This window comes from Sunxiuqinia indica (genome assembly GCF_009847015.1).
GTDB lineage: Bacteria > Bacteroidota > Bacteroidia > Bacteroidales > Prolixibacteraceae > Sunxiuqinia > Sunxiuqinia indica.
The window spans coordinates 31,538-58,020 of sequence record NZ_WVEM01000016.1 but is presented as its reverse complement, the minus strand read 5'-3'; the positions used below and the strand labels follow the sequence as shown (position 1 = coordinate 58,020).

Below are 26,483 nucleotides of genomic sequence, written 5' to 3'. Positions count from 1 at the left end.
TAGAAAAACGTTTGGGCTTGTTTATCTTTACTTCAAAATTATACAAGAATGATCATTATCGGTATTGCTGGCGGAACCGGCTCAGGCAAAACAACGGTTGTCCGAAAAATCATAGAACAACTACCTCAAAACGAAGTAGCTGTCATCTCGCAGGACTCCTATTACCGCGATAGCAGCCATATTCCAATGGAACGACGCAAGGAAATAAATTTTGATCACCCTGATTCCATTGAATTTAGTCTACTAACTAAGCACTTGGCGGAACTAAAGGAAGGAAAGAGTATTGAAGAGCCAACCTATTCCTATTTAAGCTGCACCAGACAAGAAACTACTCGAACAATTCATCCAAAATCAGTATTAATTGTTGAAGGGATTTTAGTGCTGTCTAACGCTTCGTTGCGCAAAATGATGGACATTAAAGCTTTCGTCGATTGCGATTCGGATCTCCGTCTTTCGCGGGTTATCCAACGCGACATTATTGAGCGAGGACGCAATGTTGAGGAGGTACTAACACGATACGAAGAAACCGTTCGACCAAGCCATTTGCAATTTATAGAGCCCACCAAACGGTTTGCCGACATCATCATTCCACAAGGTGGCAACAATACGGTGGCGATCAATATTTTCACCAATTTCATCAAACAAAACCTATAACCATGCTCACTCAATTAAATGTAGAAGACATCCTGTTTATCGATATTGAAACGGTACCACAACAGCCTGATTTTGGAGAACTACCTGAGGTATTTCAGCAGTTATGGGATAAAAAATCAACCTATTTCAGAACTGATGATCAAACCGCCGGCGACGTATACGAACGCGCCGGGATATATGCTGAATTTGGAAAAATAATTTGCATATCAGCCGGAGTTGTCACACAAAAGCAAGGGGAACGATTCTACCGGGTTAAGTCGTTTTTTGATGACAATGAGAAAAAACTGCTAAGCCAGTTTAACGACATGCTCAATAAATTTATGTCGCATCCGGGAAGACGAATTTGCGCCCACAACGGACAAGAATTTGACTACCCGTATATTGCCAGGCGAACTCTGATCAACGGTCTGCCGCTTCCAAAATCGCTGGATATTGCGGGCATGAAACCCTGGGAAGTTAAAGACCGATTAATGGACACCTTGCAACTTTGGAAATTTGGCGATTACAAAAACTATACGTCACTGAACTTGCTTTGTGCTGTCTTCAACATCCCAACTCCAAAGGACGATATTGACGGCAGCCAGGTGGCCAGTGTTTATTACAATGACGGAGAAATTGACAGAATCATTCGATATTGCGAGAAAGATACCTTGGCAGTAGCTAACCTACTGCTGCGCTATAAAGGCGAGGAAATAATCCCAATGGAAAATATGGAAGTCGTGTAAAAAAAAGTGCCTCCCCAATAATGAGAAGGCACTTATCATTAGTCAATTATTTATTTTATTGCTTCGAATCTTTACATGCATTATATATTCCTTCGAACAACTCGTTAACATCTGCAGCTGCTACGGCCGAAAATGCAACACGCAGCACGTTATTCAAGTTGATCAGTCCAATGCTGTAATTGTTAATCAATATTTTGCGGATTTGTTCTCCGTCTAATCCTTCAGCAAGCTGAACACACATAAAATAGCCAGAGTTGTATGGTAATGCTGTAAAATACTCAGCATACTTTTCTTCTTTTAGTGCTTCTTTTACTGCGTGATATCGTTTGTTCATGATATCAAACTTTTCCGCTTTTTGCGCTTGGTAAGCTTCATCTTCAAATGCTTTCAAGAGTAGCGATTGAGAGATATTTGCTGCGTTGGAGATGTTTCCACGAACAGCTCCGGCAGTTTTAGCTTCAAGGGCGGTATACAATTCAGTATCGCCACCTTTAATACCATAAGTCATAAATCCTACGCGGAATCCCCAAACGTAATCTTCTTTTGTAGGACCGTCAATTTTCAGCGCCAATACATTCTCGTGCAGGTCGCATAGAAACGAAAAGATACTTTCCTTTTCAATGCCATCTTCATACACCAGTCCGAAATAAGCATCGTCGGAGAAAACAACAATTTTATTGCCTTGCTCTGCTGATTCTTTAATTACCATGACGATGTCTTTGATCTCATCCGTTGTTGGAGTGTACCCTGTCGGATTGTTGGGGAAATTTAGAATCAGTACTTTTTTACCAATTCCGCCTTCTGCTAATTTAGTTTTGAATGAATCAACGTCAAAACCACCATCATTAAAAAGGTTAAATTTGGATACTTCAGCCCCATAGGCATGGTTCAAAATCAAGTTATAATTTCCCCAGAACAAGTCGGGAACAATTACCTTTTCGCCTTCATTTAAAAACAGATACCCGGCCATGCTTACACCGTGAGTTAAAGCATTGGTTACAACAGGCACACTTAATTCCTTATTTCTTAAAGTCGGATTTTTCTCGTAAATCATGCTTTTCCATTTCGCACGAATATCAGGACGGCCATAGCTTGGTGCATATGGAAAAACCAATGAAGGATCTAACTTAACGTTTGATTCAATACTGCCCAAACGCATTGGACTGCCATTATCCTCAACAGCTGCTCCAATGGTGGCATTTATTTTTGTGCCTTTTGCATCAGCTGTTTGTCCTAAAATCCCTTTCTTAGGAAAAAAGATATTCTTTCCTTTATCAGACAAAAGATCGTAAACAACTGGATGTTTAGCTTGAATAATTTTGTTTAATTCTTCAGCTTGTGGATTCATATTTAATTATTTAACAGTTTAGAAAAACTCCATATTCCTGACTGGATCAAAAACGGGCGCAATTTATTAAAAAACTTGATTCAATAGTTAATTTTCTTTCAATTTGAAATTATCAATATCGTTTTATTTACGATTCGTAAAATCAAACAAAACAATAGTCCGAAGATTGAACGATTCGTATTATTTTAACAATTCTTCGTCGCGAATGATCATTAAAATTGAAGCATGTGGCAAAATAATATATTTTTCTTTCTTGAATTCAATTTCAAAACCACTCTTTGCCAGATAAATTGCCAAGTCGCCAACATTTACCTGCAATGGAATATATTTGGCTTCATTTTTCGGCCGTTCCCATGGTTCACTTTCATCAGTGATTGATGGAATTGGATATCCCGGACCTACTTTTACAATGTAACCACTTTGTGTTTTTTCATTTTCCTGAACAGTTGGAGGAAGGTACAATCCAGATTTTGTCTTGTTTTTCGGGTGTTTGGGTTTAATCAACACCCGATCTCCTATCATGATAAATTTTTCGAGATCCTTTTCTTCTATAACTAGAGACATGTTTTTTTTTCTACAAAGGTAAAATTTATACTTGGTGTGTTATTATTCAGATTCATGAAAGAGGACCACATTCCTTAATCGACCAACGGTAGGGTGAAACTAACCTCTGTACCCTCGTTTGGCACACTTTTAATGAATAATTCTCCTTCGTTTTTCTGAACAAACTCTTTGGTAAGAATCAATCCAATTCCTGTTCCGGGTTCCTGAATGGTTCCCGGGTTTGAAAACGAAAGTGATGAATTAAAACGCAGCAGCAATTCTTCGCTCATACCAATTCCACGATCGCTAACAGTAACCAGCATTTTATCCTCCTTTTCGACTGCCGAAATGCGTATTTCACCTTCGAGATGCGAAAATTTTATGGCATTCGAAACCAGATTCCTTAAGATAGCACTCGCCATATGATAATCGGCAAATATTTCAGAGTTGCTTTTCATTTTCAGAAAGATTGAGAGCTTTTTCCCTTCAAGCAAGGGATTGAAAAGCTCAATAACCTCACGGTAGATTCTCTCCAATTTAAAAGCAGTCGGAGAATATGGAATATGATCAAGCTGAACGGTTGACCACTTTAACAGATCCTCGAGCAACTTATAATTGTTTTTCGAAACATTAGCCATTTGTTTAATCAATTTCATCCGGTCTTCTTCTGATATCTCATCGTATTGCTCATTCAACAGCGTTGAAATAGACATGAAACTACCAATGTGGTCGCTTAAGTCATGTGAAATAACAGACAGAAACTTTTCCCTGTTTAGCGCCAGGTTTTTATACCTCTGCTGACTGGTCTTTAATGAAGATGATATTTTTTCTAAGCGGCCATACAGGATTTCAAAAACATATTCGTTGGCAAAAGCCATTGCAGAAATAAAAAAGAAAACAATTGAAAGCCGACAAATGAGACTGATGTTGTAACCAGGACTCCAAGAGAACTCTTTTAACCCATAATAAGCGACCGCGTTTAACACAAAAAAAATGCTCAAAGCCAATAGCCCTCTTTCTTTCCCAAGTATTAAAATCACCGGAAGAGGAAGCATCAACATAAAAGCAATGCCGGAATTATTGCTCCCGCCCGTTAGAAAAAAGTAGGTGCTAATAACTGAAATAACGATAACAAAAATGAGGGACGGAATAAATATATTTTTTCCCTTTCGCAATAAATAGAAAGTCAATAATCCAACAATCAAGCAGCTAACATTGAAAATGGCAGTTGTGTAATCAGCACGAAAGATGTTACTAACCAGGGAAACACTAATCGCTAAAAAAAACAGGTAGAGGAAAAGATGCAATAGAATGCTCTTCTTCTTTTCTTCCAGTAACTCGTATGAGCTATCATTCGTGTTAAAAAGTAGTAATTTAAAATAGTAATCAAAAAGCTTACTCACAGCATTATATTTTCATACTAAAATAGCCAATTCAGTAGACTAATACACTACTCAAAAAATATTAAATGATAAAACTTTAGCGGTAATCACCACTTACATCCGAAAGTACTTCATAACCATCATCGGTAACCAGAATGGTGTGTTCGAACTGAGCAGAAAGTTTCCCATCTTTTGTCCGGGCCGTCCATCCATCTTCTCGATCAACTTTTGTTGACGCCCGTCCTTCGTTAATCATGGGTTCGATGGTAAAGGTCATTCCCGGTTGCATAATATCTCCGGTATTCTTGCGGGCAATATGATCAACCTGAGGTGCTTCGTGAAACTCCAGCCCTACTCCATGCCCACAGAATTCATAGACAACGCTGTATTTTTGAGCTTTGGCATATCGTCCAATCACAAAGCCTATGTTTCCAACGTAATTACCTGGCTTCACCTGCTGAATTCCCAGATCCAGTGAATGTTTGGCTGCCTTGATCAATCGGCTTGCATGCTCCGATATTTCGCCAACCGAGTACATCTTGCTGGTATCGCCATAATAACCATTCAAAATCGTGGTTACATCAATGTTCAATATATCACCTTCTTTCAAAATCTGACTATCGCTTGGTATGCCATGGCATACAACATCGTTGAGTGATATGCAGGTTGCTTTGGGATAACCATTGTAACCTATCGTTGCCGGAACGGCTCCATGACCGCGGACAAATTCCTCAATCCTGGCATTCAAAAACTCTGTACTCACCCCAGGTTTCACAAATTCCTCAATCATTACCAATGACTGTCCCGCTAACTGACTACTTTTTCTTATCCCTTCAATCTGTTCGGGCGTTTTTATAATAATATCACTCATCTTGTAGAAAAAATTTTCGCAAAAGTCGCAAAAGCTTCTTTATTTTCAAAACTGAACAATATTTTTGTGGAAAGGTTTAAAAAATACCACAACAACAAATGAAAAAATTCATTCAAGATTATACCATAGGTTCATATCACACTAATCAATACGCTAAAGCATCGGTTACTTCATTATTTAATATGATGCTTGAAGCAGCCTGGAAACATGCTCAGGTAATGGATTGGGGGTACGACAATTTAAAACTAAATAACATGTTCTGGGTGTTGTCGCGAGTTTATTTCGAGTTTGAACGATACCCGGAGTGGCAAGAAGAAATCACGCTAAACACCTGGTCGGCAGGCACTGATGGAATGTACGCCTATCGCGAGTTTATTTTAGAAGGAGCCCACAAAGAAGTATTACTTAAAGCAAGTTCAGCCTGGTTAATTCTGGATGTGGAAACTAAACGCATTGTCAGACTTCGTGATTTTATGGATACGTTTCCTCGGCTGAATGAATCGCAGCCCTGTCGAAATCCCAAACGAATTAAACCACCCAAGGCATCAGAAGGCTTAAGTTACCGACCTGTATTGTTCAGCGATTTAGATGTCAATAAGCATTTCAACAGTGTAAAGTACCTGGAGCGTGTTTTGGATTGCCTGGGAATAGATTTCTTGAATCAGTATGAACTGGCGAGCCTCGAGATTAACTACCTAAAAGAGGGAATGGCAGGAGATCAACTAGCTGTTGACTCACAAAAGCTTGATGATTTACATTATAAATCGACTATTTTTCGGGAAAGCGATGGACTGCCATTGTGCTGTATGGATACGCATTGGCGAACTCGTAAAGCTTAGTTTTACAAGCCGAGTAATTCACTGATATTTAAAACCTTATCCTCCAAGGGCATAAATCCATCCAACCAGTGAATTTGAGTTCCGTGCTTTTCCATACGTCGAAACCAGGTCATTTGCCGCTTGGCAAATTGGTGAATGGCAATTTCGAGCTTTGTAAACATTTCATCGTATGAAATTTCGCCTATCAAATGAAGAGTCAGATACTTATATTCCAAGCCATAATAAGTCAACTGCTCGGGTTTTAATCCTTTGTCAAGTAAACGTTGTACTTCATCAAGCATACCATCTTCCAGGCGTTGTTTTAACCGCTCAGTAATCCGTTTTCGGCGATTTTCGCGGTCAAATTTCACACCAACTACCAAACTGTTGATTTGTGGCATGTCATCAGATAGCTCCGGGTTATTCTGCATGTAAGTTTCAATTTCAATTGCTCTCAACACCCGGCGATGATTTTCGGTATCAGTTGTATTGTGCAATTCAGGTTTCATCACCTCCAGAATTTTTGCTAATTCTTCCAGACTTTTATCTTCCAACTGACTGCGTAACTCCAGGTTTTTAGGAACCTGTATGAGTTTATAATTGTTTAAAACAGCTTCAATGTAAAGTCCACTCCCCCCGCAAAGAATTGGGAATTTACCTTTTGAATTGATTTCATTATAAGCCTTTAAGAACTCATTATGAAATAAATAAACATTGTATTCATATCCGGCATCAACAATATCAATCAAATGATAGGGAATCTGTTGTCCATCCACTTCATAATCTTCATAATCTTTTCCTGTGCCCAGATCCATACCTCGGTAAATCTGTCTTGAATCTGCCGAAACAATCTCTCCGCCAAGCAGTTTAGCTGCGTGTGCCGCAACTGTTGTTTTACCCGAAGCTGTTGGACCAAGTATGGTCAGCATATGATATTTTCGTTGATTCATCGACATTTATGATTAGGGTTTACAAATTAATGTATTTTTGTAACGCAAAACCAGAGATTATGGATTTTAAACAACGATATCGCCAGCTTTTTCAAACATGTAGCAGTGTGATTATTGAACCAACTAAGGTTTGGAAAAATGAAAAAAGTGAAGATTCTGCTCAAACAACTTTTAAAGACTATTTCTTACCATTGGTGCTCCTGGTTGGCACAGGTGTTTTTTTAGGCGAAGTGATTTTCCGCGGCGAGCTTTTGTTTGGCTATGCAGTTGCAAAAGCAGCCCGCGAAGTAATAAGCTATATCCTTCAATACTACATTTCGGTTTATGTGTTGAATGAATTGCTAACCAGTTTTGGAGGAAAAAAAGACCAGAGTGCTATTAGTCGGCTTGTAGCTTATTCGTTCTTGCCTTTTTTAGCAGTATCATTTATCACCGGATTATTTCCCGGATTATATGTCATCGGTATTTTAGGCCTTTACGGAGTCTTCTTATTTTTTCAGGGTGTAAAAGAAAGCCTGAATTTACCGGCGGAAAATCAGAATCGTTACATATTAATTGCCTTGCTCCTGATTTTTCTTATCTTCATAATTTTGAACGTATTTAGTTGGAAATTACTTCAAGCCTTTTACGGATATGGTGCATAAAAAACAACATATAAACATTAAGAACAAACGAGCTTATTTCGATTACGAAATTTCAGAAAAGTTTGTTGCCGGCGTGCAGTTGGTTGGGACAGAAATAAAGTCAATCCGAAACGGAAAGGCTTCGGTAGGCGAAGCTTATTGCCGGTTCACAAGAAATGAGCTATATGTGGTGAATATGAATATTTCAGAATATGACTTCGGAAATATCAACAACCATGAATCTCGTCGTGATCGCAAACTTCTTTTGAATAAAAAAGAGCTTGACAAGCTGCAAAAAAAGATAAAAGAAAGCGGATTAACTATCATTCCCCTTCGCATGTTCCTAAATGACCGTGGTTTGGCAAAGCTCGAAATCGGTCTGGCAAAAGGAAAGAAAACACACGACAAGCGCGAAACCTTAAAGGAAAAAGATGCAAAACGCGACATGGATCGAGCCATGAAGTTTTAATCCTTTATATAAGACAAAAAACTCTTCTAATTATTTGCAACCATTATTACGATTGTTGTAACTTGTAGCATATTAAATTTTAAACACTAAAAACTTATTGTGCTATGCATAAATATTTACCCCAAATTCTGGTTATTTTAGTTCTTCTATCATTATCTGAACCTACTTCAGCCCAAGGTTTTTTAAATAAATTGAGCAAAAAAGTTCAGGATAAGATCGAGAAAAAGGTAGAAAAAAAAGTTGACGACAAGGTTGACGAAGAGGTTGACAAAAACCTGGATAAAGTTTTTGAAGGAGAAGAAAATGCAGATGAAAATAAGAGTGCCCGGCAAAACGAACGCATGCAGAAAATGATGAAAGGCCTGGGCATGTCCGGCGAACCTGTCTCAATCGAAGATGATTATTCCTTTGACTCAAAATTGCAAATGCATTTTGAATCGTATAAAAAGAATGGTAAAAAAGATAGCGACGGCGAATTTATCACCTTCATCGACCCAAATGGCAAAAACTTTGCTTATCAGGTTGTTAACGGAGATATGAAAGAAAAGGGACAAGGCTTGTTTATCATGGATTTTGAAAATAAGGCCATGATTATTCTAACTGATGAAGATGGTGAGAAAAATGGCATCGTGTATGGATTTGATGGAGCAGGTGCGCTGGGAATGGGCTTTGATATGGAAGACTATGAGGAGCTTGAAGATGAAGACGTGTCAGACAATATTGCCATGAATCCCTATGTAAAAAAGACCGGACAAACAAAGACCATTAAAGGATATAAATGCGAAGAATACCGATACGATAACCCGGAAGAAGAAACCAAATCGAATTTCTGGATTAGTGAAGATGTTGATATCATTACCCGTGATTTTTTTGGAACAATCATGAAATCTGCTCAGTATTCGAACGGAATGCCGTGGGGCTTTGTCATGGAAGCAGAATCGGAAAATACAAAAACCGGGGAGCGTTCAATTATGAAAGTAACGGATATTGATACCAATGCCAACAAAAAATTTAGCATGGGCAATTACAAAATCACCAATATCGGCTCAATGAACATCCCAAATATGGACAAAGAGTAGTCGGATTATAGAAACTACAAAATGGCTGTCTTTATTCGACAGCCATTTTCATTTGTAGATAAACCTGTATATTCTGTTTATATTCCCCGAAACAAGCCCAATTGAATACGCCCAAAAACTCTACTCGCCTCAAGCTTATTGGTGTTTTTCAAAAATTCATTCGATAGTAAATTTTGCCAGTCAAGCAGCTTTAATTCCGGCATTAAAATCCATGTATCCTCCCAATTGCAATTAGTTGGCAATGCTGCCGTATTCAACGGAAGTATCACTAAAAAATACTCTTCTTGAAACTGCCGGTAAAAAGCAATCAAATGTTTTTTGTATTTCCCTTCTACCTCGAGCGGAACATAGCTCCCTTCCTGAAAAAGTTTCTCATTGTCCTTCCGTTCTTTCAAGGTCAGGTAAGTAATCCATTGCTTGATCCGGCCACTTTCAGGTTCCTGCATCAACCGATTGGCAAAGTTTAGTTTGTCAACCTCACTATTTCGAATCATCTCATCCAGCTCACTTTCTAAATGTGCATAATCAACCGGCTGACGATTATCCGGATCAACAAAACTCAAGTTCCAGCGTTCGCAGCCTTGATAGGTGTCCGGAACTCCGGGACATGTATTTTTTAGAATCAGCTGGGTCAACGAATTAACGATCCCATGCGGGATAATATCTACAACAAAAGCCTGAAAACGTTCCCGGAAGTCGCTCTTTTCTGACAAAACATTCCGCACAAATTGGATCGTTTCTGTTTCATAGCTTTCATCAGGATCACTCCATGATGAGTTGACTTTTGCTTCCCGCATCGCTTTGACCAAATATTCAGTCAAACGATCAATAAATGTCTCATCCAATAAACCACCCATGGGCCAATGTGCACACAATACCTGATAGATAAAGTATTCATCATTGGCCGTCGGCATTTCTCGTTCGTCGTCAAAAATCTTGAACTTCTTATTCAAAATGCGCCAATCTTTTGTGGCTTCAATCCATTTTTCAGGGACATCACTCAGCACATTTAATCGTGCCCGGGCATCTTCTCCCCGCTTGGTATCGTGGGTTGAAGTGGCATCCAAAGTTAGTGGTTCTTTTGTTTGCCGCTCTTGCATCAGTTGATGGAAAGTTTCTGTTCGAATCCCCAAAAAACCGGGTGAGTCACCAACTTCGTTATGACCAATAAATGGATTATAAGAATAAAAGGCGGTATCTTCAATTCCCTTAGCCATCAATGGACCGGTAAATTGCATACAATGCCGAAAGAACGTATCAATTTGTTTTCGCTCACTCTCCTTGTCAATATTTTTTAACAGAAATAAGTTTCGTAGCTTCTCCAATTCGTCCTTTTCTGATTGGCCCCCAGTTATCGCAGCGTCAATGATAGAATTAACTTCTTCCATCTCGGTGTTGGAGAACACGGAGGGTGACTGGTAGATTTTATAAACGGGACAAAACACTAAAAACTCGCCAAGCGCCCGCTGTGCATTCTCTTCCTGTAGCGGGATTCCTAAATCAGCACTAATTGAGCGCCATTCCTGAGTCAAGTTGATTAATTCACCTTTAAACCGGTTATATAGAATAAATCGGTTTTTCTTGTGAAAAACATCCCGATATTCATCCGTCTTTTTAATCCAGTTATTGTAGTATGAATAAAAAACTGGTCCCTTTTCAGGATTAGTCAGTAAGTTGTTCACCAATGCCAAAAAGTCGTAACCTGTGGTTCCTTCAATTGGCCAATCTGTTGGAAGATTCTCGTCTTTCTCCAGAATTTTCTCGATTGTAATGTGTGTATCTTCTCCTGCCAGTTTTCTCAGGCGCCCCAGATATTGTGACGGATTAAACAACCCGTCGATATGGTCGACACGAATTCCATCTACCAGCTTTTTTTTGATCCAATCAGCAATCATTTTATGTGTGGCATCAAAAACTTTTTCGTGTTGAACATTTACACAAATCAAGCTATTGATGGTGAAGAAACGGCGATAGTTGATCATTTTCTCCGTCTCTTTCCAAAAGGTTGGCCAATAAAACAACTGATTCATTACCTCCATCATTTTCTGCGAATTGGAGTTCACAATCGATAGGCAGTGATTGATATGGCGAATCACCTCGGGTTCCTGCTTGCATACTGCGAAGAGCTTTTGCTTGGCACGATCCCATGGCAAGTTATCCTTCTCTATTAACCATTCATGTAAATCGATTGGAATACGTTCCTCTTTTAAAGGGTTTAGCAAAACGTTATAGGCATTTTTCGACACCGGATAAGTATTCTCATAGTACTTTAGTTGAAATCCCGCTTCACTGTATTCCGCTGAAAGCTCATTCCTTTCGATTAAGGCATCTAACTTTTGACCAAAGAAAGGCAGCATCAGTTTTCCCTTCGTCTGATCTTTAAAATGACGAAGTTGAATATCGAAAAATTCTACATACTCCGATTCCTCCCCAAGCTCCAACACATCTGCAATCCACGGATTTTGAGGTGAATAAGCCATATGATTTGGCACGATATCCTGAATCCATCCCATTTTTCGGGCATGTAACTTATCGATCACTCGTCCAAAGTCATCCTCTCCTCCGATTTCAGCGTTTATTTTTAATGGATTCGTCACATCATATCCGTGCATACTTCCTTGCACCGCCTGAAAAACAGGAGACGCATAAACTGTTTTAACTCCTGTTTTATCCAGATATCGAATAATATTTTCTGCATCCGTCAACGTGAAATCGCTATTAAACTGAAGACGATAGGTTGATCTGGGGTTATATGTTGTCATAAACTTTAAAGATTCTATAATTCCTGAGTAAAATACACGACTCCCAATGGTGGTATCATGATATTAATGGATTGCTCTTCACCGTGATATGCCACCGGGTTGGCTTCTACACCGCCAAAGTTCCCCATTCCACTTCCGCCATATTGAGTAGCATCGCTATTGAGTATTTCGACCCACTTTGTATCATCAGGGACTCCAATCCGATAGTTATATTGTGGTACAGGTGTAAAATTCGCGACAACCAACACATGCTGTTTTCGCTCTTTATCGTACCGAACAAAGCTCAGGATGGAGTTTGTCGAATCGTTAGCATCAATCCATTTAAAGCCATCAGGTGTAAAATCCTGTTCATACAAAGCCGGATGTCGCTTATACACACTGTTTAAATCTTTCATGAAAAACTGTAATCCCGAATGTGTATCGTAATCGAGTAAATGCCAATCGAGACTGGTTTTGTAGTTCCATTCTTTCCATTGGCCGATTTCCATACCCATAAAATGAAGTTTTTTACCAGGATGACCAAACATGAAACCAAACATTGCCCGGAGGTTCGCAAACTTTTGCCAAACATCGCCCGGCATTTTTTCAATCAAACTGCCTTTGCCATGAACAACCTCATCGTGCGAAAGCGACAACATAAAATTCTCATTAAAAGCATACATAATACTAAAAGTCATCTGGTTGTGATGGTAGCTGCGGTGAATTGGTTCGCGCTGAAAATACCCCAGCGTATCATGCATCCATCCCATATTCCATTTCATACCAAATCCCAGTCCGCCGGTATAAACCGGACGGGTAACCATTGGCCAGGCAGTCGATTCCTCTGCAATGGTTTGTACATCCGGAAAACTCGTATAGATCGACTCATTTAAATCTCTTAAAAAGGAAATCGCTTCCAGGTTTTCACGACCTCCATGTTCGTTTGGAATCCATTCTCCCTCTTTTCGTGAGTAATCGAGGTACAACATCGACGCTACTGCATCAACACGAATTCCATCAACGTGGAAATTTTCCAGCCAGCTATGTGCACTGCTAATCAGGAAATTTCGGATTTCACTACGTCCGTAGTTGAAAATATAACTACTCCAGTCGGGATGATATCCTTTTCGTGGATCCTGATGTTCAAACAAATAAGTACCGTCAAAAAAATGGAGCCCATGTTGGTCGCCCGGAAAATGAGATGGCACCCAGTCGATAATCACACCAATATCATTTTGGTGCATCACATCAACAAAATGCATAAACTCATCGGGGGTTCCGAACCGGCTGGTCGGCGCAAAGAAACCAACAACCTGGTATCCCCACGAACCTGAAAACGGATATTCAGTAACCGGCAGAAGTTCAATATGTGTATATCCCTGCTCTTTAACGTAGGCGCTCAACTCCTCTGCCAATTCCTGATAATTGAGTGGCCGCATGTCTTCCTCCGGTTTGCGTCTCCAGGATTCCAACTGCACCTCGTAAACCGAAAACGGGCTATCTAGCGCATTGTTCTTTTTTCTCTTTTCCATCCAGGAAGCATCTTCCCAGTCGTGTCCATAATCCCAAACAACGGAAGCTGTTTTTGGCGGCTCTTCACTATACGTTCCAAAGGGATCCGTTTTTTCAACCTTATAGTCATCATATTTCGACGAAATAAAGTATTTGTAAGCTTCACCTTTGCCAACAAAAGGAATAAATCCTTGCCAAATACCTGATTCATCTTCCCTCAACTTCAAATGATGCGACTCTCGGTTCCAACCATTAAAATCGCCAATTACCGAAACTGACTTTGCATTGGGAGCCCAAACGGCAAAAAAAGTTCCTTTGGTTTTCTCATGGGTTATGATATGTGCCCCAAGCTTTTTGTGAAGGGAAAAGTGCTTCCCCTCGCGAAAAAGGTAAATATCATACTCGGTCAAAAATTCATCAAATTCCCAAACAGAAGATTTTTTATTTTGAGTTGGTTGCTCTTTTGACACTTGTTTAACTTTTGGCTTGGCAACCGGCTCTTTATTTTTTGCTTTTGAAGATATATTCTTTTTTGCGCTCATTTTTATGTTATTTTCTGATTTTCAATTTCAAATTATTGATTCGATTCCACGAGATCGTTCAGAATCTTTTTCAGTCCATTTAGCGGGATATGCAACCAGTCGGGCCGGTTATTAAATTCGTAATCGGCTTCGTAAATTGCCTTTTCAATGGTGTAAACTGAAAGAAGGTTGTGTACCTGGATTTCTTCTGATGGAATAAACGAAGCATCGCCAGCTGTTTTTAAATAGCTGTTAATAAAAATATCATAAACCACTTTATACCATGCCTCAAGCCACGGCTGAATAAACTCGGTGTTGCCGGCAATCTTGGTTTTGCTCTCCAATTGCGACATATAAATTGCGTAATGGAACGAACGTAACATTCCGGCGACATCTTTAAACGGACAATATTTCAAACTACGAGCAGTAAGCGACCTGGTAGGCTCTCCTTCAAAGTCAATGATCATGAAGTCTTTTCCTGTAAATAAAACCTGACCAAGATGATAATCACCATGCACCCTTATTTTTGAAGAATGGATCTTCTTCTTTTCCAGAGTCTTTTTAATCGTACTCAGCAAGAGTGGCTCATTTTTAACAATATCATCAATCAACTCTTGCTGCTCATCATCCAGCTGTTTTTTCGACGATTTGATATCATTCATCGTTTGCTTAATTAGCGTACGGAATGACTGATACAAAGACTTTTGATACAACAACGAGAAAGGTTCTTCCACAAAATCTTTCTTGTTTTTAACAGAAGCCAGTGCCACATGCATCTCGGCAGTTCGCTGAGCTAACAATTCAACCATTTCGACAAAGAATGGCCCGAGCAAGTCCTTCATTCTCTCCGCACCGACATGATCAATCAGATCATTCTTCTCGGAGTATCCGGCCATTAACTCTTCTTTACTTGATAAAACCCGATCGAAGTATCGCTCAATCGAAGACTGGGTAAACTCCCAGGCATTTCCTTCATTCGGAACAAAATCAACCATAATCCCCAACGGCAAATTATCCATTCCCGCAGCACGATACTCCAAGGTACCGGCATAATTCGGGAAATTTTTGAATGATGTATTTTCAGACAAGGTTTTTATAATATCCAACTCCGGATTATTTCCTTCTTCCGGGCTACGGTACATTTTGAAAAAGAAATCATGTTGGTACAAGAAAGAAGTATTGGACTGCTCGGCTGCCAAAACTTTTGAAGGCAACGGAAGCTTATCTTTTTCTACTTTTGTATTTAACTTTTTACCCGGAAGTCCAACGATTGAGCCACTTTGATTTCGAATCTTTCCGCGTTGATAAATAATTCTAAAAATACTGTCTCGTACTTCTTTGTTATACGAACCGTCAAACATGACACCTTCGTGACCATCCACCTCGACATCAACGACCACTGCTTCGGGAGTTTTATGCTTGATATCGAAAACCTGCTCTCCGGTTGCAATGGAAAGGGGAATAACATAGTGTTCATCTTTACCTTCAATGTATTGGGTTTCAACAAGCAGAATATACGATTTCAGTTCATTATTGGCAATCGGGATAGTCTGACTAATCGCAATCTTTTTAATTCGCTTTGATTTTCCTCTAAACCAACGGCTTTTATTCATATACTCTTTAAGCAACTTCGAAAGTGAGGTCTTCGTTTTCTTATCCATCTTGTTCCAGTCGGCCGATGTTAATGACATACTGAATTCCGGTGAAAGACCTTCAAGCTGTTCGTCTTCTTGGGGTTTCGTCAGTTCAAACCAAAAATAGTTTTTGAACTGCAAAGGAAACATATATGGATCTTCACTAATCTGAGCAAATTCATTTCTACTAAACACCTCCACGGGCGTGTATCCTTCAAACTCAGAAAGATCGAGTTGTGCTTGCTGAGAATATCGGGACAAGTTGATCACCACCAATATTTTTTCTTCTTCGAAACTTCGGGTAAAGGCCAATATTTTAGGATTATTCGTATCGATAAACTCGATATTTCCCCGGCTAAAAGCCTTGTATTCCTTCCGTTTTTCGATTACGCGGCGCATCCACCAAAGTAGAGATGACGGATTTTTCTGATGATTTTCGACATTGATAGACTCGTAATGATAGTCGTGATTAAAAATTACGGGTAGAAACATGCGCTGTGGTTCTGCACTTGAAAAACCGGCGTTTTTATCGGAGGTCCACTGCATGGGTGTGCGAACACCATCGCGGTCGCCCAGGTAATAATTATCACCCATCCCAATTTCGTCGCCGTAGTATATAATTGGTGTTCCCGGCATTGAGAATAATAAAATATTCATCAGCTCAATGTTCTTCCGGTCATTATCCAGCAATGGAGCTAATCGTCGGCGAATTCCAAGATTTATTCGTTGCTTTGGATTTTGAGCAAACGCTTTATACATGTAGTCCCGCTCTTCATCTGTTACCATTTCAAGGGTTAACTCATCGTGGTTACGCAGGAAAATTGCCCACTGGCAAGAATCCGGGATTTCCGGTGTTTGCTCTAAAATATCGATCAAAGGAAAACGGTCTTCCATGCGCATCGACATGTACAAACGCGGCATTAATGGAAAATGAAAATTCATGTGGCACTCATCGCCCTCTCCAAAATACTCCGAGGCATCATCAGGCCACTGGTTGGCTTCTGCCAGTAACATTTTATCGTCGTATTTCTCATCAATATGAGTTCTAAGCTTTTTTAGAAATTGATGCGTTTCCGGCAAGTTTTCACAATTGGTATCTTCTCGTTCATACAAATACGGAACGGCATCCAATCGCAAGCCATCCACTCCTATTTCAAACCAGAAATCGAGCACTTTGGTAACCGCCTTGTGCACACTCGGATTATCAAAATTCAGATCTGGCTGATGTGAGTAAAACCGGTGCCAATAATAGGCTTTTGCTACCGGATCCCACGACCAGTTGGAAATCTCAAAATCCTGAAAAATAATCCGGGCATCTTTGTATTTTTCCGTATTATCATTCCAAACATAAAAGTCACGATAAGCGCTTCCTGGCTTCGCCCGTCGGGCTCGTTCGAACCATTTGTGATCGCTCGACGTGTGATTTAAAACCAGCTCTGTAATTACGCGTAGTCCTCTTTTATGTGCTTCGCGAATAAAGCGCTTAAAATCAGCCATTGTACCATAATCTTCATGAATACTGGTAAAGTCAGCAATATCGTACCCTCCATCTTTCAACGGCGATTTGTAAAACGGAAGCAGCCAAATTGCATTGACCCCTAACGATTGCAGATAGTCTAGTTTTTCGATCAACCCTCTAAAATCGCCAATTCCATCTCCATTGCTATCTTTAAATGAACGCACATGACATTGGTAAATAATGGCATCTTTGTACCATCGCTTGTTATTTTCGTTTCCCATAATAGTTAAGTTTTTACATGAAGTAGTCAAAATCTTTCTCCGAACGGACTTTCCTCCGCACCTTAAAAATCTGCACTGGCATAACGCCAGGGTCAATCTCTACATAGTTGTGGTCGCCATTCCATAAATAGAAAGCACCACTCAACAAGTCGTGCACCTGAAATGGAGTGTGTTCATCCATTTCAAACTCTTCCAGAGGAAATCGCACCCAGCCGGAATGGGTATGATGCGGATCGAGGCTCACAACAACCAAAATAATATTACTTAGGTCATCAGTCGTTTTACTGTAGCAAACCAGAGCCTCGTTTTCAATGTCATGAAACTTCAGGCTATGCGTATTTTGCAAGGCTTCATTTTCATGCCGAATTTTATTGAGCCTCTTTATAATTTTCCCAAGATTGTTGGGCTTATTGAGGTCCCAATTTTTAATTTCATATTTTTCTGAATTGAGGTATTCCTCTTTTCCCGGATGAGTAGGCGTGTTTTCCATTAGTTCGTAGGCCGGCCCATAGATACCATAATTGGAACTTAAAGTAGCTGCCAGTGCAATGCGCTGAATAAAGCCGGCACGGTTGGCAACCTGTAAAAACTCCGGTAAAATATCGGGCGTATTGGGCCAAAAGTTTGGTCTGAAAAAATCTCGTGCATCCGAATTCACCAACTCTTTACAATATTTGGTAATTTCATATTTGGTATTTCGCCACGTGAAATAGGTGTACGATTGCGTAAATCCCTGCTTTGCCAAGTTATTCATCACTTTGGGGCGGGTAAAAGCTTCGGCCAGAAAAATCACATCCGGGTGTTCCTTTTTAATGTTCTGAATAGCCCACCCCCAAAACCGCATCGACTTTGTGTGTGGATTATCAACCCGAAATATTTTCACCCCTTTCTCAATCCAAAACAAGAAGACGCTTTTCAACTCTTCCCATAAATTTTTCCAATCCTCAGTTTCAAAGTTTAGAGGATAAATGTCCTCATATTTTTTTGGCGGATTTTCGGCATATTGTAAACTGCCATCGGGTCGTTGCTTAAACCATTCCGGGTGGTCTTTCACGTAAGGGTGGTCCGGAGAACACTGAAATGCCACATCCATCGCAATATCAATTCCTTTTCCGGCTGCTTCCTGAACCAGCTTTTCAAAGTCGTCCATCGTTCCCAGTTCCGGATGAATCGCTTTATGCCCTCCTTCTTTACCTCCTATAGCCCATGGAGATCCGGGCTCGCCTTGCTCGGCGGTAACATTGTTGTTTTCCCCTTTTCGGTTGGTTTCACCAATCGGATGAATAGGCGGCAAGTACAGCACATCGAATCCTAAATTGGCTACATAGGGTAAAAAATTAACCACGTCATTAAATGTTCCATGCTTTTCATCAAGCCCCAGCGAACGCGGAAAAACCTCATACCAACTGCTAAAATTTGCCTTCACACGCTCAACGTTTACTTCAAACTCTTTGGGATATAAAGTAACATGCTTTTTCACCGGATATTGAGTCATAATCTGGTAAAGTCGTTGACTTAAAATGACGTCAATTTTGTCCTCAGCGGCTTTATCTTTAGCTTGAAAATCCTGAATTACATTTTTTAGAAATTCCTTTTCTTTGGCACTAACTTTTGAATTATTCTGAAGTGCTTCCGCTATAATTTCTGCACCAATTAACAAATCAACGGAATAATCTGTTTGGGCATCAATCCGTTTCAAGATATCGCGATGCCACGATCTGAAATGGTCAACCCACGCCTGCACCGAATAAGTATACGACCCAAGTTTCGAAACAGTGAATTCTCCTTTCCATCGGTCGTTCACCAGATGCTCCATTGCCGCAATGTGCCATTCCTTTTCTCCTTGAAAACGAAATAAGACTTCAGCACTCAACACATCATGACTATCGCAAAAAATATCAGCACTAACTTCTACCTTGTCGTTTATTACACGTTTTACAGGAAACGCCCCGCAATCAATTTGCGGTTTTATACTTTCAATAATTACTCGTTGTTGACCATTCATAGTTGCTTAATTTGAATATATTAGAATTGCTTCTTTTGCTACTTTAATCGTTTCGCCCGCTATTATTTTTTGTGGGCTGGTTTCCCCCTTACCATTCCAGTTCGTTGATGTGGAATCGAGAATTTTGTCCATGTTGCCAGACTGATTAAATGGTACTTCCAATTCAGTATCATTCTGATCAAAATTCATGAATGCCAAAATCTGGCGATCGCCCTGCCACCGATGCAGTGTAAACCCTTTTCCATTTTCGGTAATCGTTAATTTATCCTTATCCGGAACTTGCAGTACCGGATGATTTTTCCTCAACTCAATCAACTTTTTATAATAATTGTACATCGATTGATATTCCGGATTTTTCTGAATGCCCCAGGAAAGTTTTGACCGTTCAAAAGCCTCTTCTGAAGCGGGATTAACAGCTTCCCCTTTGTCATCAAAGAAAGTTTTAAACTCTTCTTTCCGACCTTCATTCACCAACCTGTTGAGCTCTTCGTCCAGGTGACTCACGAAATAGTAAAAGGGATTTCGCTCACCATATTCTTCACCCATAAAAAGCATCGGAACATTTGGAGATACAAACATGCATCCGGCAACGAGCTTGGCCATTTCAAAACTGCTAAGCGAAATCAGCCGTTCGCCATGTTTCCGGTTTCCAACCTGATCGTGATTTTGACTGAAAATTACAAACTGCTCACCGCTATTATTTTTTGTTGAATTTCCGTAGGTTTTCTTTCTGTATTTCGAATACAATCCATCAAAAACAAAGGCTTGCTTGATTGCTTTAGACAATTGTTCCGGAGTGCCAAAATCTTCATAATACCCCCTTGTTTCGTTGGTTGCGAGTGCGTGTATGGCATGATGAAAATCGTCTGACCATTGACCATTTAATCCATACCCACCCTTTGAGTGAGATGAAATGTAGCGAACATCATTTAAATTAGACTCGGCAATCAAATAATAGGGTTTTTCTGTTTGTTGGCTTAATTCGTCCAACTTCCCTGCCAACTGTTTCATAATATGCTCAGCACTAAAATCATAAATTGCATGAACAGCATCCAGCCTTAGTCCATCTATATGAAAATCACGACACCACATTAATGCATTTTGTAAAAAATAATTTTTAACCTCGTCCGAATTTGTGTCATCAAAATTCAACGGTTCTCCCCAAGGTGTAGAATATTTTCCCGAAAAGTAGTCGCCAAAATTCGACACGTAATTTCCCTCTGGTCCAAAATGATTATAAACCACATCAAGAATTACAGCTATCCCCTTTTGATGGCAGGTATTGACTAGTTTCATCAGCTCTTTGGCTCCACCATACCCATCATGCACTGCAAATGGATACACCCCATCGTATCCCCAGTTTCGGAAACCACTGAACTGCGCCACCGGCAACAGCTCAATCGTATTGACTCCCAAGTTCTTGAGGTAATCCAAACGAGCAATAACTCCTTCAAATGTGCCTTCCGCCGAAAATGTTCCTGTATGCAGTTCATACTGAATCATGCGATCAAGAGGAATATTTACCCACTCATCATCAGTCCACTCAAAGTCATGAATATCTATCACTTCCGAAGCTTCATGCACGCCATCGGGTTGTGAAAGTGACGCCGGATCCGGGAAACTGTTATTTCCATCAAGTTCATATCTATAGCGGGTGCCGGCATCAATGCCCGAAACGATTAATGACCAATAGCCAAACTCTTCTTTATTCATGGTAATTTCGAGCTTCGGAGATTCAGCCAAAAGCCTTACCGAACGGGCTTTAGGTGCCCATACTGTAAACTTGTAATCGTTGTTTTTTAAACGTGTCGGGAAAATTGTTTTTTCTGTCATATTGTGCTATCATTTTGTATTTTAAGATTCTCAAAAGCGAGACCGAAATTGATTTTCAATAAACGACTGGGATTTTCATCCTAAAATCGGGCAACTGCCTACCTAAGAGGGAAACTTCCTGCCAAAATCTCAATTCTGCGAATTCACTCTTCATTGATTGTGGCATGATTATTTATCGGGTTTTCCTGTATTTGGGTTTATATTCAGATAAAAAGTTATTCACCCTACTTATTAATCAATTGATATACCAAGATGAAAAAATACAAGTCACCAGTCTTACCAGGGAAACCATATCCACTTGGAGCAACTTATGATGGAAACGGAGTCAACTTTGCCATTTTTAGTGAAAATGCAACTAGTATCAAACTGTGTCTTTTCAATTCGCCTCAGGATGAAGAAGAATATGCACAAGTTGATTTTGATGAAGTAACGGACTATGTCTGGCACCTCTATTTGCCTGACATAAAACCTGGTCAACTTTACGGTTATCGTGTTTATGGCAGGTATCAGCCAAAAACCGGCATGCGCTTTAATTCTCAAAAATTATTGATTGACCCTTATGCCAAAGCGATTAGCGGTCGCATTGAAATCGATGATAGCATGTTTGATTATCAGTTTGGTTCTGTTCCGAAAAAAGGACATGCAAAAAAAAGTAGTGAAGACAGTTCAGCCAAAATGAATAAAAGTGTGGTGATTGATACCACATTTGACTGGGAGGGGGTCAAAAAGCCTGAAATACCGATGCACAACTCAATCATTTACGAATTGCACGTTAAAGGTTTTACCGCCCAACATCCCGATATTCCGAAAGAAGAACGCGGAACTTACAAAGGATTGGCAAACCCCAAGATTATCAACTATTTTAAGGAACTGGGCATTACAGCTATCGAACTCATGCCGATCCATCATTTTGCACACAATAAATTTCTGCTGGATAAAGGGTTGAACAATTATTGGGGGTATAACTCCATTGGATACTTTGCTCCACATAGCGAATATAGTGCATACGATTCGTATGGAGATCAGGTAACTGAATTTAAAGAAATGGTGAAAGCCTACCACAAGGCCGGCATTGAAGTAATTCTCGATGTGGTCTACAACCATACTGCTGAAGGAAATCATTTAGGTCCAACATTGGCTTTCAGAGGTATTGATAACGAAAATTATTATCGCCTTGAACCTAAAAACAAATACTACTACACCGACTATACAGGAACCGGAAACACACTGAACATGCTTAGCGCGAGAACCCTGCAATTAGTAATGGATAGCTTACGTTACTGGGCTAACGATATGCAGGTTGATGGTTTCCGTTTTGACCTGGCATCTACATTGGCACGCGGATTATATGACGTTGGAAAACTATCAACCTTTTTAGACACCATTCATCAAGACCCGACTATTTCTCAGCTTAAACTAATTGCCGAGCCTTGGGATTTAGGCGAAGGAGGTTATCAGGTTGGAAACTTTCCCGTATTGTGGGCCGAATGGAATGGAAAATACCGTGACTCTGTTCGAAAATTCTGGCGAGGTGATGAAAGCCAGGTAAGTGAACTGGCTTTCCGGCTAAGTGGTAGCAGTGACTTGTACGAAGACAACGGAAAAATGCCTTCGTCCAGTATCAACTTTGTTACGGCACACGATGGATTTACCTTACATGATCTGGTCAGCTACAACAACAAGCACAATGATGCAAACCTGGAAGACAGTATGGACGGGGAAGATCACAACCTCAGCTGGAACAGTGGCATTGAAGGAATCACTGATGATAAAGAGGTTATTCAACTTCGGGAACGAAGAAAACGAAGTTTTCTGGGGACTTTACTATTAAGCCAGGGAGTTCCAATGATCAGTCATGGCGATGAATACGGAAGAACACAATATGGTAACAACAACGTGTACTGCCATGATAACCAACTAACCTGGATGAATTGGGATTGGGACGAAGATCAACAGAAACTCTTTGAATTCACGAAAAAGATTATCCATATCCGAAACAACCATCCGGTAACACATCGACGTCGTTATTTCAAAAACCGTCGCATCCAGGGTGAAGGAATTAAAGATATTCGTTGGATCAATACCGATGGGATTGACATGAGCCAGGAAGAATGGGATACCAGTTTCATCCGCGGAATGGGCATGCTACTTAATGGTGAGCTGATGAAAGAAATAGATGAAAATGGGAATGTGCTAGGCGAAGACATTTTGCTGATTTTGGTAAACAGCTTTTGGGAGCCTATTTCATTTACACTTCCGCATGAAGGATTGAGCACTGATTGGGAGGTTCTTGTTGATTCCTACCTGGATGATGTTGATCCTAAAAACAATAAAGTATCAAATGTTTTTGAATTGAACGGACGATCCATCGCACTTTTGAAAAATATCAAATAAATAAGTTTAAACACATCTTAACACGACAATAAAACACTGACAAATAACAACTTAAATTATAAACAAAGTACTTTCTATTTTATTCTGAATCATCGATTTCCTAAACCTGAGCGAGATAAGGCTTTTTTCCGGTTGTTATTCCTAATTTTGATCTTTCAATAAATGAGGAATTCTGGAAATGGAAAACAGCAATTATAATTTCAAGCCACTCGAAGGATACGAGAATTTTGAAGCAACGACTCAGATTATCATTGCCGAAATTCTGCGTCGCAATCTTCCTTTTGAGATTATTGATGCCGATAACAACCTCCTCGCGGTAAAGTACAACAACAAAGAATACATTATCCACGAGGGAACCATCTCCGATGCCAACAGCCTGATTGCATACTGGATTTCGAACGACAAATGGATGACGCGTCAATTTTTAAAAAGGAAAGGAATTCGACAGGCCAGCGGAATTTTGTTGTCCAGAAATTATCAGCCGGAGCAATTAAATTCAATTAATTTCCCAGCGGTCGTGAAGCCTGCTGATACCGATCATGGCATTGCTGTCAGCACGAACATTCAAAATCGTGAAGATTTGAAACTGGCCGTCAGCTCTGCTTTTTTGCATTCTGAAAAAGTCATTATTGAAGAATATTTTAAAGGGCAGGAGTATCGCTTTTTAGTCATTGATGAAAAAGTTCGGGCCATTGCATATCGGGTTCCAGCCAATGTAACGGGCGATGGCCAATCCACCATCAAACAATTGATTGATCAAAAAAACAAAGGCAGGGGAACCGATTACCGTCATCCATTGTTAAAGATTACTATTGATGAAGAAGTACAGAGGCATTTAAAAGCCTCATCGCTAACACCCGAAAGTATCTTGAAAGATGGAGAGAAAATCTATTTAAGAAATAACTCCAATTTGAGCACAGGGGGCGACAGCATTGATGTGACTGACGACATGCCTGACTTTTACAAAGACGTGGCCGTAAAATCAGCTCAGGCTGCAGGCCTAAACATTGCCGGTATCGACATTATTATCAATGACATGAAAAAATCTCCGTCAACCGAGAATTACATTGTGGTAGAACTAAATGCTCCAGCCATGTTGTCGATGCACAATTTTCCTTACAAAGGGAAAAACAGGCACGTCGAGAAATATGTCTTAGATAGTATTTTGAACTCCAAACAGATAAAACTTAAGTCGCAGGATTGATCATATTTTCGACTTTAAAAAAAACTCAACGCAGGCAAAGTACTTGTTAGATGACAGAAACAGAACGTAAAATAGCAGTATCACATAAGTCGCAATTGGTTGAATACTTTGAAAGAGGTAACAAAGAGCCTCAGGATTGGGGCATTGGAACCGAGCACGAGAAATTCCTTTTTCAAGTCGGGAACTTTAAGCGACTAGCCTACAATTCGGAAACAGGAATTCGTACGATTTTGGAGCACATGCAGCAAAATGACTGGCACCCCATTATGGAACAAGAACACCTGATTGGCTTGCGCAAAAATGGTGCCTCAATCACCCTCGAACCAGGCGGACAGTTCGAATTGTCGGGTCGAAACTTTAAAACCATACACCACACCTATATTGAAACAAACAAACATTTTGAGGAACTGAAACTGATTTGTCAAAAGCTCAATTTTTTCAGTTTGCCAATGGGAATTGATCCCATAACCAAACTGGAGGATGTGCCATGGATGCCCAAGGAACGCTACAAAATCATGCGTAACTACATGCCAACCAAAGGGAATTTAGGTTTACAAATGATGACCAATACGGCCACCATTCAAGTCAACCTCGATTATGACAGTGAAAAAGACATGGTTGTGAAAATGCGTATTGCGCAAGCCCTGCAACCAATTGTTTCCGCCATTTTTGCGAATTCGCCATTCTCGGCAGGCAAACCCAATGGTTACCTCAGCTACCGTTCAAAAATATGGAACGACACCGACCCGGATCGTTGCGGATTCTTGCCTTTTCTTTTCGATGAAGGATTTGGCTTTGAACGCTGGGTTGATTATTTGCTGGATATCCCAATGTATTTCATTTATCGTGATGGGAAATACATCGCGGCCAACGGCATCACCTTCCGCGAATTTATGCACGGAAAGCATGGCCTATCGCCAACAATGGAAGATTGGGAAACACATACGTCAACGGCTTTTCCGGATGTTCGATTAAAACAATTCATCGAAATGCGTGGAGCCGACGCAAGCTGTGCCGTACATATCGCCTCTCTTTCGGCACTTTGGGTTGGATTACTTTACGATGGACAAAGTCGCGATGAAGCCTATAAAATGATCTCAGAATGGGATATTGAGACGATTCAGACTGTAAGAAGTCAGGTTCCAAAACGAGGACTAAAAGCAGCATCAGGAAATATTAATGTTGGCAAAATAGCCAAAAAGCTATATCAAATTGCCGTAGATGGATTGATCCGACGATCAGTAATTTGCAATTCCGAAGACGAAGCTCAATATCTTGAGCCGGTTCGCAGAATTACAGAAAGTGGAATTACTCAGGCTGAAAGGTTGCTGGATCGCTATCACAACAAATATAATAGTAACTTAACCGCGCTCCTGGATGATTGGCAGATGTTGCAATTGCAAAGTTGTCCAAACGAATAAAAAGTAAAACGACACG

At 40.1% G+C, this 26,483-nt stretch carries 18 protein-coding genes and 1 pseudogene; 9 read left to right on the top strand and 10 right to left on the bottom strand.

Features of this window, described 5'->3' with window-relative positions; translation table 11 throughout:
* Positions 1-48: 48 nt before the first annotated feature.
* Both udk and GR929_RS18790 read left to right on the top strand, forming a co-directional pair.
* Positions 49-654 (top strand): uridine kinase, encoded by a 606-nt coding sequence (gene udk, locus GR929_RS18795; protein WP_159522767.1) that lies wholly within the window; start codon positions 49-51, stop codon positions 652-654.
* Between the two features lie 2 nt (positions 655-656).
* The gene (locus tag GR929_RS18790; protein WP_159522765.1) at positions 657-1,379 is read left to right on the top strand and encodes a 3'-5' exonuclease; all 723 of its coding nucleotides are present in this window, start codon (positions 657-659) and stop codon (positions 1,377-1,379) included.
* Positions 1,380-1,434: 55 nt separating this feature from the next.
* Here GR929_RS18790 and GR929_RS18785 read toward each other — a convergent pair whose 3' ends face one another.
* The 4 genes and pseudogenes from GR929_RS18785 to map form a co-directional block, all read right to left on the bottom strand.
* Positions 1,435-2,727 carry an aminotransferase class I/II-fold pyridoxal phosphate-dependent enzyme gene (locus GR929_RS18785; RefSeq protein WP_159522763.1) on the bottom strand — a complete coding sequence of 431 codons (1,293 nt, stop codon included), beginning with the start codon at positions 2,725-2,727 and terminating at the stop codon, positions 1,435-1,437.
* A 180-nt stretch (positions 2,728-2,907) separates the two neighbouring features.
* Positions 2,908-3,291 (bottom strand): co-chaperone GroES, encoded by a 384-nt coding sequence (locus GR929_RS18780; RefSeq protein WP_159522761.1) that lies wholly within the window; start codon positions 3,289-3,291, stop codon positions 2,908-2,910.
* Positions 3,292-3,365: 74 nt separating this feature from the next.
* On the bottom strand, positions 3,366-4,673 hold the full coding sequence (locus GR929_RS18775; RefSeq protein WP_159522759.1) for a sensor histidine kinase: 1,308 nt from the start codon (positions 4,671-4,673) through the stop codon (positions 3,366-3,368).
* A gap of 76 nt (positions 4,674-4,749) precedes the next feature.
* Positions 4,750-5,526, bottom strand: a pseudogene (gene map, locus GR929_RS18770) (type I methionyl aminopeptidase); the annotation flags it as partial.
* 95 nt (positions 5,527-5,621) lie between these two features.
* Here map and GR929_RS18765 point away from each other — a divergent pair.
* On the top strand, positions 5,622-6,362 hold the full coding sequence (locus GR929_RS18765; protein ID WP_159522755.1) for an acyl-[acyl-carrier-protein] thioesterase: 741 nt from the start codon (positions 5,622-5,624) through the stop codon (positions 6,360-6,362).
* Between the two features lie 2 nt (positions 6,363-6,364).
* Here the strand turns inward: GR929_RS18765 and miaA are convergent, their stop codons facing one another.
* Positions 6,365-7,291 carry a tRNA (adenosine(37)-N6)-dimethylallyltransferase MiaA gene (miaA, locus tag GR929_RS18760; RefSeq protein WP_159522753.1) on the bottom strand — a complete coding sequence of 309 codons (927 nt, stop codon included), beginning with the start codon at positions 7,289-7,291 and terminating at the stop codon, positions 6,365-6,367.
* A gap of 59 nt (positions 7,292-7,350) precedes the next feature.
* On the opposite strand from miaA, the gene GR929_RS18755 reads away from it, so the two are divergent.
* The 3 genes from GR929_RS18755 (at position 7,351) to GR929_RS18745 (ending at position 9,462) form a co-directional block, all read left to right on the top strand.
* Positions 7,351-7,935: a Yip1 family protein gene (locus GR929_RS18755; protein ID WP_159522751.1), complete on the top strand. Its 585-nt coding sequence runs from the start codon at positions 7,351-7,353 to the stop codon at positions 7,933-7,935.
* Entirely contained in the window at positions 7,925-8,383 is a 459-nt protein-coding gene (gene smpB / locus GR929_RS18750; protein WP_159522749.1) for an SsrA-binding protein SmpB, read from the top strand. The genes GR929_RS18755 and smpB overlap by 11 nt, the downstream gene beginning before the upstream one ends.
* 104 nt (positions 8,384-8,487) lie before the next feature.
* A complete protein-coding gene (locus GR929_RS18745) occupies positions 8,488-9,462 on the top strand; it encodes a DUF4412 domain-containing protein (RefSeq protein ID WP_159522747.1) in 975 nt (324 codons plus the stop codon).
* A 77-nt stretch (positions 9,463-9,539) separates the two neighbouring features.
* Here GR929_RS18745 and treY read toward each other — a convergent pair whose 3' ends face one another.
* The 5 genes from treY to treZ are packed head-to-tail and all read right to left on the bottom strand — an operon-like array spanning position 9,540 to position 21,448.
* Complete coding sequence (gene treY / locus GR929_RS18740) at positions 9,540-12,224, bottom strand: malto-oligosyltrehalose synthase (protein ID WP_159522745.1); 2,685 nt, start codon at positions 12,222-12,224, stop codon at positions 9,540-9,542.
* Between the two features lie 14 nt (positions 12,225-12,238).
* Positions 12,239-14,257 (bottom strand): 1,4-alpha-glucan branching protein GlgB, encoded by a 2,019-nt coding sequence (gene glgB / locus GR929_RS18735; RefSeq protein ID WP_159522743.1) that lies wholly within the window; start codon positions 14,255-14,257, stop codon positions 12,239-12,241.
* A gap of 32 nt (positions 14,258-14,289) precedes the next feature.
* The gene (gene treS, locus GR929_RS18730; RefSeq protein WP_159522741.1) at positions 14,290-17,610 is read right to left on the bottom strand and encodes a maltose alpha-D-glucosyltransferase; all 3,321 of its coding nucleotides are present in this window, start codon (positions 17,608-17,610) and stop codon (positions 14,290-14,292) included.
* 13 nt (positions 17,611-17,623) lie between these two features.
* Positions 17,624-19,615, bottom strand: a complete 1,992-nt coding sequence (locus GR929_RS18725; protein WP_159522739.1) for an alpha-1,4-glucan--maltose-1-phosphate maltosyltransferase — start codon at positions 19,613-19,615, stop codon at positions 17,624-17,626.
* A 6-nt stretch (positions 19,616-19,621) separates the two neighbouring features.
* Positions 19,622-21,448, bottom strand: coding sequence for a malto-oligosyltrehalose trehalohydrolase (treZ, locus tag GR929_RS18720; protein WP_159522737.1), 1,827 nt, complete (start codon positions 21,446-21,448; stop codon positions 19,622-19,624).
* 252 nt (positions 21,449-21,700) lie between these two features.
* On the opposite strand from treZ, the gene glgX reads away from it, so the two are divergent.
* From glgX to GR929_RS18705, 3 genes are all read left to right on the top strand, one after another.
* Complete coding sequence (gene glgX, locus GR929_RS18715; protein WP_159522735.1) at positions 21,701-23,842, top strand: glycogen debranching protein GlgX; 2,142 nt, start codon at positions 21,701-21,703, stop codon at positions 23,840-23,842.
* Between the two features lie 178 nt (positions 23,843-24,020).
* Entirely contained in the window at positions 24,021-25,046 is a 1,026-nt protein-coding gene (locus tag GR929_RS18710; RefSeq protein WP_159522733.1) for a glutamate ligase, read from the top strand.
* A gap of 50 nt (positions 25,047-25,096) precedes the next feature.
* Positions 25,097-26,467: a glutamate--cysteine ligase gene (locus GR929_RS18705; protein ID WP_159522731.1), complete on the top strand. Its 1,371-nt coding sequence runs from the start codon at positions 25,097-25,099 to the stop codon at positions 26,465-26,467.
* Positions 26,468-26,483: the final 16 nt, after the last annotated feature.